General features: G+C 70.9%; 16 protein-coding genes. 10 read left to right on the top strand and 6 right to left on the bottom strand.

From position 1 onward, the window contains the following. The first annotated feature begins 35 nt into the window (after window positions 1–35). Window positions 36–698, top strand: coding sequence for a transcriptional repressor LexA (gene lexA, locus FB561_RS28175; protein WP_145811863.1), 663 nt, complete (start codon window positions 36–38; stop codon window positions 696–698). Here the strand turns inward: lexA and FB561_RS28170 are convergent, their stop codons facing one another. Beyond that, window positions 699–1,562: a LysR family transcriptional regulator gene (locus FB561_RS28170; protein ID WP_145811856.1), complete on the bottom strand. Its 864-nt coding sequence runs from the start codon at window positions 1,560–1,562 to the stop codon at window positions 699–701. Between the two features lie 73 nt (window positions 1,563–1,635). On the opposite strand from FB561_RS28170, the gene FB561_RS28165 reads away from it, so the two are divergent. After that, window positions 1,636–2,847, top strand: coding sequence for an MFS transporter (locus FB561_RS28165; protein WP_145811855.1), 1,212 nt, complete (start codon window positions 1,636–1,638; stop codon window positions 2,845–2,847). A gap of 34 nt (window positions 2,848–2,881) precedes the next feature. Here FB561_RS28165 and FB561_RS28160 read toward each other — a convergent pair whose 3' ends face one another. Further along, window positions 2,882–3,067 carry a DUF5703 family protein gene (locus FB561_RS28160; RefSeq protein WP_145811853.1) on the bottom strand — a complete coding sequence of 62 codons (186 nt, stop codon included), beginning with the start codon at window positions 3,065–3,067 and terminating at the stop codon, window positions 2,882–2,884. 36 nt (window positions 3,068–3,103) lie between these two features. Then, window positions 3,104–4,045: an aldo/keto reductase gene (locus FB561_RS28155; RefSeq protein ID WP_145811850.1), complete on the bottom strand. Its 942-nt coding sequence runs from the start codon at window positions 4,043–4,045 to the stop codon at window positions 3,104–3,106. A gap of 51 nt (window positions 4,046–4,096) precedes the next feature. On the opposite strand from FB561_RS28155, the gene FB561_RS28150 reads away from it, so the two are divergent. Both FB561_RS28150 and FB561_RS28145 read left to right on the top strand, forming a co-directional pair. Beyond that, entirely contained in the window at window positions 4,097–5,155 is a 1,059-nt protein-coding gene (locus FB561_RS28150) for an LLM class F420-dependent oxidoreductase (RefSeq protein WP_145811848.1), read from the top strand. Window positions 5,156–5,160: 5 nt separating this feature from the next. Next, complete coding sequence (locus tag FB561_RS28145) at window positions 5,161–5,988, top strand: undecaprenyl-diphosphate phosphatase (RefSeq protein WP_145811845.1); 828 nt, start codon at window positions 5,161–5,163, stop codon at window positions 5,986–5,988. 38 nt (window positions 5,989–6,026) lie between these two features. On the opposite strand, the gene corA is transcribed toward FB561_RS28145, so the two are convergent. Beyond that, window positions 6,027–7,001 (bottom strand): magnesium/cobalt transporter CorA, encoded by a 975-nt coding sequence (corA, locus tag FB561_RS28140; RefSeq protein ID WP_145811842.1) that lies wholly within the window; start codon window positions 6,999–7,001, stop codon window positions 6,027–6,029. A gap of 48 nt (window positions 7,002–7,049) precedes the next feature. Here corA and FB561_RS28135 point away from each other — a divergent pair, with 48 nt between their 5' ends. The 3 genes from FB561_RS28135 (at window position 7,050) to FB561_RS28125 (ending at window position 9,192) form a co-directional block, all read left to right on the top strand. After that, the gene (locus FB561_RS28135; protein ID WP_145811840.1) at window positions 7,050–7,760 is read left to right on the top strand and encodes a histidine phosphatase family protein; all 711 of its coding nucleotides are present in this window, start codon (window positions 7,050–7,052) and stop codon (window positions 7,758–7,760) included. A 68-nt stretch (window positions 7,761–7,828) separates the two neighbouring features. After that, complete coding sequence (locus FB561_RS28130) at window positions 7,829–8,404, top strand: DUF3090 family protein (RefSeq protein ID WP_145811838.1); 576 nt, start codon at window positions 7,829–7,831, stop codon at window positions 8,402–8,404. Beyond that, window positions 8,401–9,192: an SCO1664 family protein gene (locus FB561_RS28125; protein ID WP_145811836.1), complete on the top strand. Its 792-nt coding sequence runs from the start codon at window positions 8,401–8,403 to the stop codon at window positions 9,190–9,192. Before FB561_RS28130 ends, FB561_RS28125 begins: the two co-directional genes overlap by 4 nt. A gap of 9 nt (window positions 9,193–9,201) precedes the next feature. Here the strand turns inward: FB561_RS28125 and FB561_RS28120 are convergent, their stop codons facing one another. Further along, window positions 9,202–10,086 (bottom strand): AraC family transcriptional regulator, encoded by an 885-nt coding sequence (locus FB561_RS28120; RefSeq protein WP_145811834.1) that lies wholly within the window; start codon window positions 10,084–10,086, stop codon window positions 9,202–9,204. Window positions 10,087–10,174: 88 nt separating this feature from the next. On the opposite strand from FB561_RS28120, the gene FB561_RS28115 reads away from it, so the two are divergent. Together FB561_RS28115 and mshC are read left to right on the top strand one after the other, a co-directional pair. Continuing rightward, window positions 10,175–10,999 carry an NmrA family NAD(P)-binding protein gene (locus FB561_RS28115; protein ID WP_238335102.1) on the top strand — a complete coding sequence of 275 codons (825 nt, stop codon included), beginning with the start codon at window positions 10,175–10,177 and terminating at the stop codon, window positions 10,997–10,999. Window positions 11,000–11,067: 68 nt separating this feature from the next. Next, window positions 11,068–12,288 carry a cysteine--1-D-myo-inosityl 2-amino-2-deoxy-alpha-D-glucopyranoside ligase gene (gene mshC / locus FB561_RS28110; RefSeq protein WP_145811831.1) on the top strand — a complete coding sequence of 407 codons (1,221 nt, stop codon included), beginning with the start codon at window positions 11,068–11,070 and terminating at the stop codon, window positions 12,286–12,288. 395 nt (window positions 12,289–12,683) lie between these two features. Here mshC and FB561_RS28105 read toward each other — a convergent pair whose 3' ends face one another. Beyond that, complete coding sequence (locus tag FB561_RS28105) at window positions 12,684–13,532, bottom strand: PAC2 family protein (RefSeq protein WP_145811829.1); 849 nt, start codon at window positions 13,530–13,532, stop codon at window positions 12,684–12,686. A gap of 291 nt (window positions 13,533–13,823) precedes the next feature. Here FB561_RS28105 and FB561_RS28100 point away from each other — a divergent pair, with 291 nt between their 5' ends. After that, window positions 13,824–14,474, top strand: coding sequence for an HAD family hydrolase (locus FB561_RS28100; protein WP_145811827.1), 651 nt, complete (start codon window positions 13,824–13,826; stop codon window positions 14,472–14,474). Window positions 14,475–14,482: the final 8 nt, after the last annotated feature.

Raw genomic sequence — 14,482 nt, 5'->3', positions numbered from 1 at the left:
GGGTTTTGGGGGAGGGGCCCTCTACGATCCTGCGGGTGACCTCCTACGGCGATCCCGACCTCGACTTCCTGGACACCTCGACCCTGCCGCCGAGGCAGCAGCGAATCCTGGCCGTGATCCGGGACTGGGTGGTCCAGCACGGGTACTCGCCGAGCACCCGGCAGATCGGTGACGCGGTCGGGCTGCGGTCCTCGTCGTCGGTGTCGAAGCACCTGGCGAGCCTGGAGGAGCGCGGGTTCCTCCGTCGGGGCGAGTCCGTGTCCCGGCCGATCGACGTCCGGCTGTTCCTCCGCGACACCGCGACCCGGGACTCCGGCAGCGACACCTCGGTCCCCGTCCCCGTCGTCGGTGACATCGCGGCCGGTACGCCGATCTCGGCCGTCGAGCACGTGGACGACGTGCTCGAGCTGCCCCGTGGCCTGACCGGCCGGGGTACCGTGTTCGGCCTGCGGGTGCGCGGTGAGTCGATGATCGACGCCGCTATCTGCGACGGGGACATCGTCGTGGTCCGGCAGCAGTCCGAGGCGCACTCGGGTCAGATCGTGGCCGCGATGATCGACGAGGAGGCCACCGTCAAGGTGTACCGGCGCCGTAACGGCCACGTGTACCTCGAGCCGCGCAACCCGGCGTACGAGGTGATCGACGGGGACCGGGCCACCGTGCTCGGAGTCGTCGTGTCGGTCCTGCGCAGCGTCTGATCAGCGGGTCAGGTTCAGCGCCGTCCGCAGCCGGGGGAGCACCGTGGTCAGCGGTCGCGGCGGCGTGGACCGGGTGACCATGGACAGCGTCAGCCGGTAGGTGAAGGGCGCGGGGACGAGGCGTTCGCCCGGCTGGAGTTCGGTGGCGAGCGCGCTCCGCGGGACCAGGGCCAGGTGGGACCGTCGGCGGGCCATCGCGACCGTGGTCCCGAGGGTGACGCCGCGGCGGGCCTGGGCACCGAGGGAGATGAGCCGGTCCCGGAGTTCGTCCGCGCCGCGGTCGTAGGTGGAGAACGGGATCTGCCGGTCCTTCAGCGGCTGCTTGCCCCGGCCGGGCGGGGTGACTCCGGCGGGGACGAAGAGGACGAGCTCGTCCCGGCCGACCCGGCGGGAGACCGTGCCGCGGGGGAGCGTCAGCTGGTCCGCGATCGCGATGAAGCAGGCGTCCATCGTGCCTTCGGCGACCCAGTCGACCAGGACGTGCCCGTGGTCGACCTGCTGGAGGATGTCCAGGTCGGGCAGCTCGGCGTCCAGGACCGGGAAGAAGTTCGCGGCCAGGCTCGCGAATGTCCCGACCACCAGGCGGTCCGTGGTCCCTGCCGCCCTGGTCGCCTCGTACACCTGCTCGAGGTGGCCGAGGATGTGTTCGGCCCGGCGGCTGAGCTCGCGGCCGGCCGGGGTCGGCCGGGCGCCGCGGGTGTCGCGTTCGAACAGCCGGGTCTCGCAGCTGCGCTCGATCCGGGCCAGCCGTTGTGACGCCGACGGCTGCGAGATCCGTAGGTCGCGCGCCGCGGTCCCCAGCGATCCGGACCGGCTGATCGCGAGCACGAGGCGCAGGTCCTCGACCGACGGCAGGGTGGTCATAGGCTCAGCTTATGAGTTGATCAGGGCAACGGCTACCTACCGGCGCGGGACCGGAATCCCAACAATCGAAGGCGTGAGAGCTCGGAGCGAGGCGCTGGCGTTGCTGGCCGGAAGTGGGACGGCGGACCTGGCGTACCGGATAACGCAGGTCGCGCTGCCGCTCGTCGTCCTGCAGGAGACCGGCTCGGTGGCCGCGACGGGCCTGGTGGGCGGAGCGGCCGGAGTACCGGTCCTGCTCTCGCCGTGGTGGGCGCGCAAGGCCAGGCAATGGGTCGACTCCGGACCGCGGCTCGCGGTGGTCGCGGCCTTCTCCGCGATGGCGCTGGCGACCGTACCGGCGACGGCCGCGCTCGGGGTACTCCAGCCGGCCCTGCTCGTGATGAGCGGCCTGCTCCTCGGCTTCGGCGACGCCCTGTCGAACCCGGGCCGCTCCGCCCTGCTCGCCGATACGGGCGACCGGTGGGGCCCGGACAAGGCGGTCGTCCTGCTCACCTGGCAGGACGGGCTCCGCCGGATCGGCATGCTCATCGGTCCACCGATCGGGGCGTTCGCGATCGCCGCCGGGTTCACGGACACGCTGCTCTGGATCGAGGCGGCCGCTGTCCTCGTCGCCGGTCTGCTCGCTTGTACGGTCAAGGCCGAGCGGGCGCCGCAGGAGGTGGTAGCTCCGTCGATCCGCGCGAGCTTGCAGGGTCGGCCCGATGTGCTGTACGGCTGGATCGCGCGCGGGACCGGATGCCTCACCTGGTTCGCGTTCACCCTCGGCCTGTCCGTGATCGGGGCCCAACGCGGTCAGCCGGGCGTGTACCTCGCGGCCGGGATGAGCGGGTACGGCGTCGGCGCGCTCGCTGGTACCGCGGTCACGCTGGCCGTGATTCGCCGGATCCCGCCGGTACCGCTCGCCGCGGTCGCGTGGTTCGTGATGGGGCTGTGCTGGATCGGGATGGGGGTGTGGACCACGCCGGCCGCGGTGACCGTCCTGGCCGCGTTGTCGGGGGTCACCGTGGTGCTCGGGATCGCGGCGATCTCGATGCTCATCACCAGGTCGTCGGAAGGGGCCGAGCGGCGGGCGTTGCTCTCCGGGCAGAGCGTGGTCGTGAGCGCGAGCAGCTCGGCCGGTCTGCTGGTCGGTGGACCGATCATCGCCGCGGTGGGCGCCGAGCCGACCCTGATAGGCGCCGGGGCCCTCACCTCGGTGGTCGCGCTCGGAATCCTGCTGAAGAAGCCCCACCAGCCCAGTCAGATTCCGGGGCAGGTCCGAAATCTGGACCACCACGCGGCCTGACGAGGCGGTGGACATCCAACCGAACGTCTGACGGTCAGAGGGTCCGCATCACCCGGATGATGCGGCGGCGGAGCCAGACCCTGCGGGTGCCGTCCGGGTAGCGACGGAGCCGGGCGAGCTCCCAGCCGCCGTACTCCGCGTGCTCGGTCAGCAGCTTGCGGACCGCACCGCGGGACTCCGTCCTGGACACCTCGAACTGCTGCAGTTCGTATTCGGCCATCCGCACCTCCACACCTTCCGGCCTACCTCACACACCTCACGACACATCCTCCAGCGCGGCCACGATGGCCGGCGGGAGGGTGAGCTCCTCCGTGCCCAGCACCGACTTGAGCTGCATCGTCGTCCGCGCCCCGACGATCGCCGCCGTCACGCCCGGCCGGTCCCGGACCCAGGTCAGGGCGACCTCGAGCGGGGTCCAGCCGAGCCCGTCGGCGGCCCGGGCCACGGCTTCCACGATGCCCGAACCGCGGCCGTCCAGGTAGGGGTCGACGAATCTGGACAGATGCTGAGACGCCGCCCGGGAGTCGGCCGGGATGCCGGTGCGGTACTTCCCGGTCAACACGCCGCGACCGAGTGGCGACCACGCGAGCACGCCGATCCCGAGACCGCCGGCCGCGCGCAGGGCGTCCGTCTCGGCCTCGCGGGCGAGCAGGGAGTACTCCACCTGGTTCGACACCGGGACGGCGCGGCCGGGCCAGGCCTGCTGCCAGGTGACCGCGCGGGCGGACTTCCAGCCGGCGTAGTTGGAGACCCCGACGTAGCGGACCTTGCCGGAGCTGACCGCGTGGTCGAGGGCGGAGAGGGTCTCCTCCAGCGGCACGTCGTCGGACCAGGTGTGCAGTTGCCACAGGTCGATGTGGTCGACGTTCAGCCGGCGGAGCGAGCCCTCCAGGTCGCGGAGCAGGGCACCACGGGACGTGTCGGTGATCCGCTCGCCGCGCCGGACGCTGAAGCCCGCCTTGGTCGCGATCACCAGGTCGTCCCGGTCGACCACGTCGCCGAGCAGGTTGCCGATCAGCCGCTCGCTGTCGCCGTCGCCGTACGCCGCCGCGGTGTCGACCAGGGTCCCGCCGGCGGACACGAACGCGGCGAGCTGCTCGCGCGCCTCGTGCTCGTCGGTGTCGCGGCCCCAGGACATGGTGCCCAGGCCGAGCCTGCTCACCGCGAGACCACTGTGACCGAGATAGCGCTGTTGCATGGTCCGAGCCTATTGCGGGGCACCGACAACGGCTCGTTAGGCTCGCCTGTCATGCGACTCGGACTCAACATCGGCTTCGTGCTCGGTGGCGACGACCATCTGGATCATCTGAGGCTGGTGAAGGAGGCCGAACGGCTCGGGTTCTCGGTCACCTGGGCCGCGGAGGCGTACGGCTCGGACGCCGCCACGCTGCTGACCTGGATCGCCGCCCAGACCTCGGCCATCGACGTCGGCGCGGCGGTGTTCCAGATCCCGGCCCGGACGCCGGCGATGACCGCGATGACCGCCGCCACCCTGGACAAGCTGTCCGGCGGCCGGTTCCGGCTCGGCCTCGGCGTGTCCGGGCCACAGGTGTCCGAGGGCTGGCACGGCGTCCGGTTCGGCAAGCCGCTGGAGCGGACCCGGGAGTACGTCGCGATCGTGGACGCCGCGCTCCGGCGCGAGACCGTGGCGTTCGAGGGCCGGCACTTCACCCTGCCGCTGCCCGACGGCCCGGGCAAGGCGCTCAAGCTGTCCATCCGGCCGGTCCGCGATCATGTCCCGGTCTACCTGGCCGCGGTCGGGCCGAAGAACCTCGAGCTGGCCGGCGAGATCGCCGACGGCTGGCTCGGCATCCTGAACGACCCCTCGTATCTTGGAGAGCAGTTGAACCACATCAGGGCGGGCCGCGAGACCCGTCAACCCGGCCTCGGCCTGACCGGCTTCGACACCGTGGTGTCCACCCCGGTCGTGGTCGGCGACGACCTCACCGCCGGCGCGGACCCGATCCGTGGGTACGCCGCGCTGTACGTCGGCGGGATGGGCAGCCGGGAGAAGAACTTCTACAACCAGCTGGCGGTCCGGATGGGGTACGCCGACGAGGCCAAGGAGATCCAGGACCTGTACCTGGCCCGCAAGCACCGGGAGGCGATGGCAGCCGTCCCGCAGGGCTTCGTCGACGCGATCTCGCTGCTCGGCGGCAAGGAGCGGATCGCCGACAAGCTCACCGCGTACGCCGAGGCCGGGGCGACCACGGTCGCGCTGACCCCGTTCGCGCCGACCGTGGACGAGCGGATCGCGCACCTGCGCACCGTCGCCGAGGCGCTCGAGCTCGCCGGGATCGGTGACTGACCGCCATGACCATCTGGGACGCCATCATCCTCGGCATCGTCGAGGGCCTGACCGAGTTCCTGCCGGTCTCCAGTACCGGCCACCTGACCATCGCGTCGAAGGCGCTCGGCCTGCCGATCGACGACCGGGCGGTCACCGCGTTCACCGCGGTGATCCAGTTCGGCGCGATCGCGGCCGTGGTGCTGTTCATGTGGAAGGACATCCGGACGTACGCCGTGGCCTGGTTCCGCGGCCTGCGGCACCCCGAGCACCGGGGTGAGTTCGACCACCGGATGGGCTGGTTCGTCATCGTCGGCTCGCTGCCGATCTGCATCGTCGGGTTCCTCGCCCGCGACATCATCTCCGGCCCGCTGCGCAGTATGTGGTGGGTGGCCGGGTCGCTGATCGTCTGGTCGTTCTTCATGGTCGCGGCCGAACGGTTCGGCAGCAAGGCGCGGCCGCTGACCCGGATCACGCTGATCGACGCGGTCGTGATGGGCCTGATGCAGTGCCTCGCCCTGATCCCCGGCGTGTCCCGCTCCGGCGCCACCATCACGGCCGGCCTGTTCCGCGGCCTGGACCGGGTCGCCGCGACCCGGATGGCCTTCCTGCTCGGGATCCCGGCCCTGGTCGGGGCCGCGATCTTCGAGCTCCCGTCCGCGCTGGACGGCAGCATCGGCGTCGCCCCGGTCGTCGTCGGCACGCTGGTCAGCTTCGTCGTCGGCTACGCGTCGGTCGCCTGGCTGATCCGCTTCGTCGCCAAGCACACGATGGGCGTCTTCGCGCTCTACCGGATCCTGCTCGGCATCGTCATCATCATCCTGCTCGCCACCAGCACGATCACGGCCACCTGACGTCCGTACCCCGGTCCGGCCGCGCCGGACCGGGGTGGTCAGAGCCAGCCGACCCGGCGGAAGAAGACGTACAGGGTCGCGCAGATCGCGGCCATGCCGCCGACGCAGACGAAGTAGCCGTAGTACCAGCGCAGCTCGGGCATGTTGTCGAAGTTCATCCCGTAGATCGCGGCCACGGTGGTCGGGACCGCAGCGATGCAGACCCACGCGGAGATCTTCCGCATGTCGTCGTTCTGCTGGACCGAGACGCGGGCCAGGTGGGCGTTCAGCGCCGAGCTGAGCAACGTGTCGATGCCCTCGGTCTGCTCGGCGACGCGGGCGACGTGGTCCGCGACGTCGCGGAAGAACGGGGCCGCCTCCGGGCTGACCAGCGGGACCGAGCCGTGCGCGAACCCCTCCATCGGCTCCCGGAGCGGGACGATCGCGCGGCGCATCTCGAGCACCTCGCGCTTGAGCAGGTAGATCCGCTCGGCGTCGCTGGTCCGGTCGGGGGAGAAGACCGAGGCCTCCACCTCGTCGACGTCGATCTCGACCTGCTCGGCGACCGTCTCGTACCCGTCGACCACCGAGTCGCAGATCGCCCACAGCACCGCGGGCGGGCCGTGGCCGAGGACGGACGCGCGCTCCTCCAGCTCTTTGCGGGCCGTCGTCAGCGGAGCTCCCTCGCCGTGCCGCACGGTCACGACGTACCGGCGTCCGACGAAGACGCTGACCTGGCCGGTCTCGACCGCGTCGCCCTCGTCGACGTACCAGAGGGTGCGCAGGACGACCACGATCGAGTCGCCGTACCGCTCGACCTTGGGCCGCTGGTGAGCTTTCAGCGCGTCCTCGACAGCGAGCTCGTGCAGCCCGAAGAGGTCCTGGACCCGGCGCAGTTCGGCCGGCGACGGCTCGTACAGGCCGACCCAGCCGAAGCACTCCCCGTCGTCGTCGAGGGCCTGGGCCACGGTCTCCGGGTCCTTGGGCAGGTCCTGCCGCTCTCCGCCGGCGTAGACCCCGCAGTCGACGATCACCCCACCATGATGGCACCGGGACTTGCCTGGACCGGATAACGTGCGGGCATGCCCACGGTGATTCTGGTCCGGCACGGTCGCAGCAGTGCCAACTCCTCCGGTGTCCTGGCCGGGCGGACGCCGGGGGTGAAGCTCGACGAGACCGGGGTCCAGCAGGCCGCCGCGGTCGCCGAGCGGCTCGCCGGTCTGCCGCTGGCCGCGATCGTCACCTCCCCGCTCGACCGGTGCAAGCAGACCGCGGCCGCGATCGCCCGGTTGCACGACGGACTGCGGCCGGCCACCGACCGGCGGCTGACCGAGTGCGGGTACGGCGACTGGACCGGGCAGAAGCTGAGCACGCTGATGAAGGACCCGCTCTGGCCGGTGGTCCAGCAGCACCCGTCGGCCGCGGTGTTCCCGAACGGCGAGTCGATGCGCGGCATGCAGCAACGCGGAGTGGACGCGGTCCGCGACCACGACGCCGCCCTCGCCGCGAGCCACGGCCCCGACGCGCTCTGGGTGGCGGTGTCGCACGGCGACGTGATCAAGGCGATCGTGGCCGACGCGCTCGGTCAGCACCTGGACACGTTCCAGCGGATCGTGGTGGACACCGCCTCGACGACGATCATCAGCTACACCCCGACCCGCCCGTTCCTGGTCCGGCTGAACGACACCGGCAGCGAGCTGGCGTCGCTGATTCCCAAGCCTGCCGCGAAGTCGAAGAGCACCCGCAAGAAGCCGGCCGCGCCGTCCTCGGACGCGGTCGTCGGCGGGCGGTAGCAGGGCGTACCGGTGCGGTCCTGCTCGCGGCTGCGGATGATTACCGGACATGCCCTAGGGTGCTTTTTATGGCGCGCGTAGTGCATTCGTATGACGATCCGGACCGGTTCGTCGCCGGCACCGTCGGAGAACCCGGTGCCCGGACCTTCTTCCTGCAGGCCCGGGACGGCTCCCGGCTGACCTCGGTGGCCTGTGAGAAGGAACAGGTGATGGCGCTCGCCGAGCGGCTCGACGTGATGCTGGACGAGGTGGCCCGGCGGTTCGACCGGGAGCCGGCCACCCCGGCCGGAGCGGACGACACCGATCCGCTGGAGCAGCCGATCGAGGAGGAGTTCCGGGCCGGCACCATGACGCTGGCCTGGGAGGCCGACGCCGAACGGGTGGTGATCGAGGTGTTCGCGGTCGTCACCGGCGAGCAGGTCGAGCTGGAGGAGACCGACCCGGTCGCCGCGGCGCTGGAGTCGGAGGAGTCCGAGGTCTTCATCGTCCGGATCAGCGAGGAGCAGGCCCGCGCGTTCGCCCGCCGGGCCGTCGCCCTGGTCGCGTCCGGCCGGCCGAGCTGCCCGTTCTGCGGCCGCCCGATCGACGCCGACGGGCACATCTGCCCACGCGCCAACGGCTACCGCCGGCACGTCCGCGAATGACCGATCCCGACCTGCTGCGGCGGGGTGAACTGTCCCTGCACGGCCGTCTGGTCGCCGCGTCGAACGGCACCTTCCAGGGTTCCGTCAGCCTCGACGGCGAGAGCGCGACCGTGGTGTACAAGCCGGTCCAGGGCGAGCGTCCGTTGTGGGACTTCCCGGACGGCACGCTGGCCGAGCGCGAGTACGCGGCGTACGTCGTGTCCGAGGCGCTCGGCTGGTCCGTCGTCCCGCCGACGTTGTTGCGCGACGGGCCACTCGGCGAGGGGATGGTCCAGCTGTGGATCGACGAGGCCGAATTGCCCGCGGGCGAGACCGAGCTGGTCGACATCGTTCCGCAGGGCCGGGTACCGAAGGGCTGGGTCGGCGTGCTGGACGCGCTCGACGGCCGGCACAATCCGGTGACCCTGGTGCACGCCGAGATCGACGCGTTGCGGCGGATGGCCGTGTTCGATGCCGTCGTCAACAATGCGGACCGCAAGGGCGGCCACGTGCTGAACCCGGGGGACGGGCGCGTCTTCGGTGTGGACCACGGGGTCACCTTCAACGCCGACGACAAGCTGCGCACGGTGTTGTGGGGCTGGGCCGGAGAGCCGATCCCGGGCGAGCTGCTCGACGACGTCCGGAAGCTGGCCGACCAGTTGGCGGGTCAGCTCGGGGCCGACCTGTGCGAGCTGATCACGACGGTCGAACTGACCGCGACCCGGGAGCGGTGCGCCGCGTTGCTCAAGACGGGGATCTTCCCGTACCCGAGCGACGACTGGCCGGCGATCCCGTGGCCCGCGTTCTGACCGGCCAGGTCAGGCCGGTCTCGCGTACGCCGCGGGGCTGACGCCACGTTCGCGCTTGAAGGCCGAGCTGAAGCCGAACGCGTCGGCGTACCCGACCTGACGCGCGACCGCCGCGACCGTGGCTCCCGGTTCGGCGAGCAGATCGGCGGCCAGGGTCATCCGCACGTCGGTCAGGTACGCGAGCGGCGGTTCGCCGACGAGCTCGGTGAACCGGCGGGCGAACGTGGTCCGCGAGACACCCGCAATTCCGGCGAGGGTCTGCAGCGTCCAGGGCGCGGCCGGGGACGTGTGCAGTGCTTGCAGGACGGGACCGATCGCGTCGTCGCCGAGTGCCTGGTACCAGGGTGGCGAGTTGACCTCGAACCAGTCGCGCAACGTGCACACCATCAACCAGTCGATCAGCCGATCGAGGCCCACGTGCCGACCGAGGGCGCCGGCCGCGATCCGCTCCTCGAGGTAGTCCCGAAGCGGTGAGCAGTCGTGGTCCGAGACCACCACGGCGACCGTGGGCAACTCCTCCCGAAGTCGCTGGGGGAGTTGCTGCCGGCCGTGGTACGCCCCGGCCAGCAGGACCGTCCCCTTTGTTGCCCCGGGCATCGGGTGCGCGCCGATCGAGCCGTCGCAGGTCGTGTCGATCGGCGCCCGCGGCGGACCGTCCGGGGAGTCGGTGACGACGAACGGCTTCGGACCGCTCACCACCGCCACATCGCCTGGCCGGATCCGCTGCGGCTCGGCGTCGTCCGCGACGATCCACGCCTCGCCACGGAGTGGGGCGAGCAGGGTCAGGGCCGCCTCGTCCGTGAAGCGCAGGGCGTACGGCGAGGGCAGGGCCGGGGTACCGAGGACGGCGCCGTTGGCACGGAGGCCGCGGAGGAGGTCGTCGAGCGGGTCCATGGAATCAGGGTAAGGAGCCGGACCAACGGACATGCGGCCCGGACGATCGGCCATGGGGAATCGCGGCCGGATCGGGCTGGATGGTGGCATGACGATTCTGGTGCTGGCGGCAACGGGGAAGACCGGGCGACGGGTGGTCCGGGGACTGCGGGAGCGGGGCGTGGAGGTCCGCGCGGGATCGCGGAAGGCGGACCCGCCGTTCGACTGGTCCGATCCGGGCAGTTGGGCCGACGTGGTCCGTGGGGTCTCCGCGGTGTACCTGGTCGCGCCCGAGGAGGTGGAGCCGGTCGCGCCGTTCGTGGCGCAGGCGGTCGCCGCTGGGGTCTCGCGGTTCGTGGTGTTGTCGGGGCGTGGTGCGGACACCTACGCCGGGCGATTCGGGCAGAGCATGGTCGAGGCCGAGCGCGTGGTCCAGGCTTCGGGTGCCGAGTGGTCGGTGATCCGCGCGAACAACTTCAGCCAGAACTTCGACGAGGACCTCTGGTACGCCCCGGTGCTCGCGGGCCGGCTCGCCCTGCCCGCGGGGACGGTGCCCGAGCCGTTCGTGGACGTCGAGGACGTGGCCGCGGTCGCGGTCGCGCTGCTCACCGAGGACGGTCACTCCGGCCGGGTGTACGACGTGACCGGGCCGGAGGGGCTGACGTTCGCGGACGCGGTCGCGCGGATCTCCGCCGCGACCGGGCGGCCGATCTCGTACAGCGAGATCACGGGAGCCGACTACGCCGCGGACCTGCGGGCGGAGGGTCTGCCCGAGGAGGTGGTGGCGTCGCTCGTCGGGATGTTCGAGGTGATCGCCGACGGGACCCTGGCGCGCCCGGCGACCGGCGTACGCGAGGTGCTTGGGCGGGAGCCGGTGCCGTTCGCGGAGTACGTTGCGCGGGTGTGGGGGCCACATACACCGGAAGAGGGCTGAGCGTGGCGGTGCTCGGGAAGTGGAACCTGTTCGTGTCGCGAACTTGCTGACTGGATAGGCTCCGTTCCATGCAGGCGTGGACGAACCCAGAAATCCCGGTCGTACCGGGGCCGGCCCGGCGTCTTCGCCTCTACGACACCGCGTCGGGCGACCTGGTCGAGGTACCGCCGACGGACGCCGGGACCGCCCGGATGTACGTCTGCGGGATCACGCCGTACGACGCGACCCACATGGGCCACGCGGCGACGTACGTCACGTTCGACCTGATCAACCGGCTCTGGCGCGACGCCGGGTACCAGGTGCACTACACGCAGAACATCACCGACGTGGACGACCCGCTGCTCGAGCGCGCGACCGCGACCGGCGTGGAGTGGACCGACCTGGCCGAGCGCGAGATCCAGCTCTTCCGCGACGACATGACCGCGCTCCGGGTGATCCCGCCGCAGGAGTACGTGGGCGTCGTCGAGTCGCTCCCGCTGGTGATCGAGCGCATCGCCGACCTGCAGCGCGCGGGTGCGGTGTACGACGTGGACGGCGACCTGTACTTCGCGGTGAAGGCGGACCCGGCGTTCGGCAGCATCTCGTCGTACGACGCGGAGACGATGCGCACGCTCTTCGCCGAGCGCGGCGGCGACCCGGACCGGGAGGGCAAGCGCGACCCGCTCGACTGCCTGGTCTGGCAGCGCGAGAGGCCGGGCGAGCCGGCGTGGGACTCGCAGTTCGGTCGTGGGCGACCCGGGTGGCACATCGAGTGCTCGGCGATCGCACTGCACTACCTGGGCATGACGATCGACGTCCAGGGCGGCGGCTCCGACCTGATCTTCCCGCACCACGAGATGTCGGCGAGCGAGGCGCAGTGCGCGACGGGGGAGCACCCGTTCGCCCGGGCGTACGTGCACCAGGCGATGGTCGGCCTGGACGGCGAGAAGATGTCGAAGTCCAAGGGGAACCTGGTCCTGGTGTCGAAGGAACGCCAGGGCGGTGCGGACCCGATGGCGATCCGGCTGGCGCTGCTGGCGCATCACTACCGGACCGACTGGTTCTGGATGGACTCCGATTTGCTGGACGCCCAGGAGCGCTTGGATCTGTGGCGCGGCGCGGTGGGCCGGGGAAGCGGTCCCGACGGCGCTGCCGCGGTGGAGGCGATCCGCGCGGCGCTGACGAACGACCTCGACACCGCGGCGGCGTTGGCAGCGGTGGACCAGTGGGCGGAATCGAACGGCGAAGACACCGAAGCCCCGGCGGTCGTGGCGACGGCAATCGACGCCCTGCTTGGCGTGAAGCTGTAGTCCGCACGAAGGTCCGGCCCCTGACGGTCAGCACTTGGCTGTCGGGGTGCTGGGGAGTTCTGATTGAGGGGGTCGGATTGGCAGCGAGCATTCGAACAGGAGGTAGCAGCCAAGTCCACAGTTCGTGAGCCGACGCCAGCCACTCGAACAGCCCACAACACCAACGACCTCCTGTCGAAGCGCACGCACCTCCACCACACCCTGCTGACGTTCGACCGCCAGCAGTTGCCGGGCCGGGGACGCGAGCAAGCTCACAGTTCTGGTTGGGCGGTCATGTCTCGGCCGGGTGGCGCCCGCTCGCGTGAGGTTGGTCGCCCGCATCAACTACACCTGCGAGCCTGCTCGCGTGCTCAGCCAGCTTCGGAGTGACACCACCGACTCACCGCAGGACTTGATCAGCTTTCTGGGTGGTTGTTGTTTCTGCGTCTCAGGTAGCGCTCGAATTCGGCTGCTATCGCGTCGCCTGTTGCTTCGGGGAGGTCGGCCGTGTCGCGCTGCTCCTCCAGGGTCGCCACGTACTCCGCGACCTCCGGGTCCTCTTCGCTCAGCTCGTCCGCGCCTCGCTGCCAGGCTCGCGCCAGCTCCGGCAGATCGCCCTCGGGGATCGGTAGATCCAGCAGTTCCTCGATCTTCCCGAGCAGCGCCAGCGACGCCTTCGGGCAGGGAGTACCGGCGATGTAGTGGGGGATCGCGGACCAGATCGACACAGCTGGTACGCCGAGGGTGCCGCACTGGTCGGCGAAGACTCCGGTGATCCCCGTCGGCCCTTCGTACGTCGACGGTTCGAGGCTCCAGGCCGCCGTCAGCTCCGGGTCGGACGACGAGGCGCTCACCGGGATCGGGCGGGTGTGCGGGGAGTCCGCGAGCAGGGCGCCGAGGACGACCACGAGCTGGGCGTTGGACTCGTCGACCAGGGCGAGCAGTTCCTGGCTGAAGCTGCGCCAGCGCATGTTCGGTTCGATGCCGCGGATCAGCAGGATGTCGCGGTCGGTGTCGGTGGGACGGGCGACGAAGATCCGGGTGGTCGGCCAGGTCAGCCGGCGGACGCCGTCGGCGTCGAAGCCGACCGTCGGCCGGGTCACCTGGAAGTCGTAGTACTCCTCGGGATCGATGGCGGTGACGAGCTCGGCGTCCCACTCCTCGATCAGGTGGTCCACTGCGCCGGTGGCCGCCTCGGCGGCGTCGTTCCAGCCCGCGAACGCGGCGATCACGACCGGGTCCCTCAGGCTCGCGAGATCTACCACTCGCCACCCCCTGTCCTAGTCGTCTCTTCGGTCACTCCGGCACTGGCAGCACCGGGACTGCCAGCCTACGTCTCAGGGGCTGCCGACGCGCCGGGTTTCACGCCCAGCGGAATGTCCCGGAAGGGCAACAACCGGGCGGAGTACCGGGACCCGGCGTCGGGCGATCGGGAGGCTCAGGCGAGACTGGTGGGGCTGTCCGAGCCCGTTCCGCCGAACCGAGGAGCCGCAGTTGCACCCCGAACAGTCCACCGAGGCGCTGCTGGCGCACCCCGGCGAGACGAAGGATCCCCGATGACCTTGCAAGCGGTGCTGTGGGACATGGACGGCACGTTGGTCGACTCCGAGACGGTCTGGGCACGGGTGCAGATCGACCTGATGGCGTCACTCGGCGCCGAGTGGACCCTCGAGGACTGCATGACCCTGGTCGGCAGCGATCTGCGGGACGCGCTGAAGGTCTGGATGGCGCGGATCCCGGCCGGCACGATCACGCCGGACGAGCTGGCCGAGCGGATGTTCTCGCAGGTCATCGAGTCGCTCCGGCAGGAGGTCGAGTTCCGGCCGGGCGCGCTGGAGTTGCTGCAGGCGCTGAACAAGGAAGAGATCCCGTGCGCGCTGGTGTCGGCGTCGTTCCGGTTGATGATCGAGGCCGTTCTGACGCACGTGCCGGCCGGTCTGTTCGACGTGGTCGTCGCCGGTGACGAGGTGGTCAACGGCAAGCCGCACCCGGAGCCGTACCTGACCGCGGCGAAGGCGCTCGGCGTCGACCCGGCGAACTGCGTGGTGATCGAGGACTCGCTGACCGGGACCGAGGCCGGCACAGCGGCCGGGGCGTACGTGGTGTCGGTGCCGCAGTGGGTCGCCATTCCAGAGGCACCGCGCCGGCTGATCGTCAAGTCACTGGAACCGATCACCCCGGAGGCGCTGCGTCACCTGCTCCGCTGAGGCGCTAC

Source organism: Kribbella amoyensis (genome assembly GCF_007828865.1).
Taxonomy (GTDB): Bacteria; Actinomycetota; Actinomycetes; order Propionibacteriales; family Kribbellaceae; genus Kribbella; species Kribbella amoyensis.
Note: the sequence above shows the minus strand (reverse complement) of the source record. Positions and strands in the feature narration are given on the sequence as shown.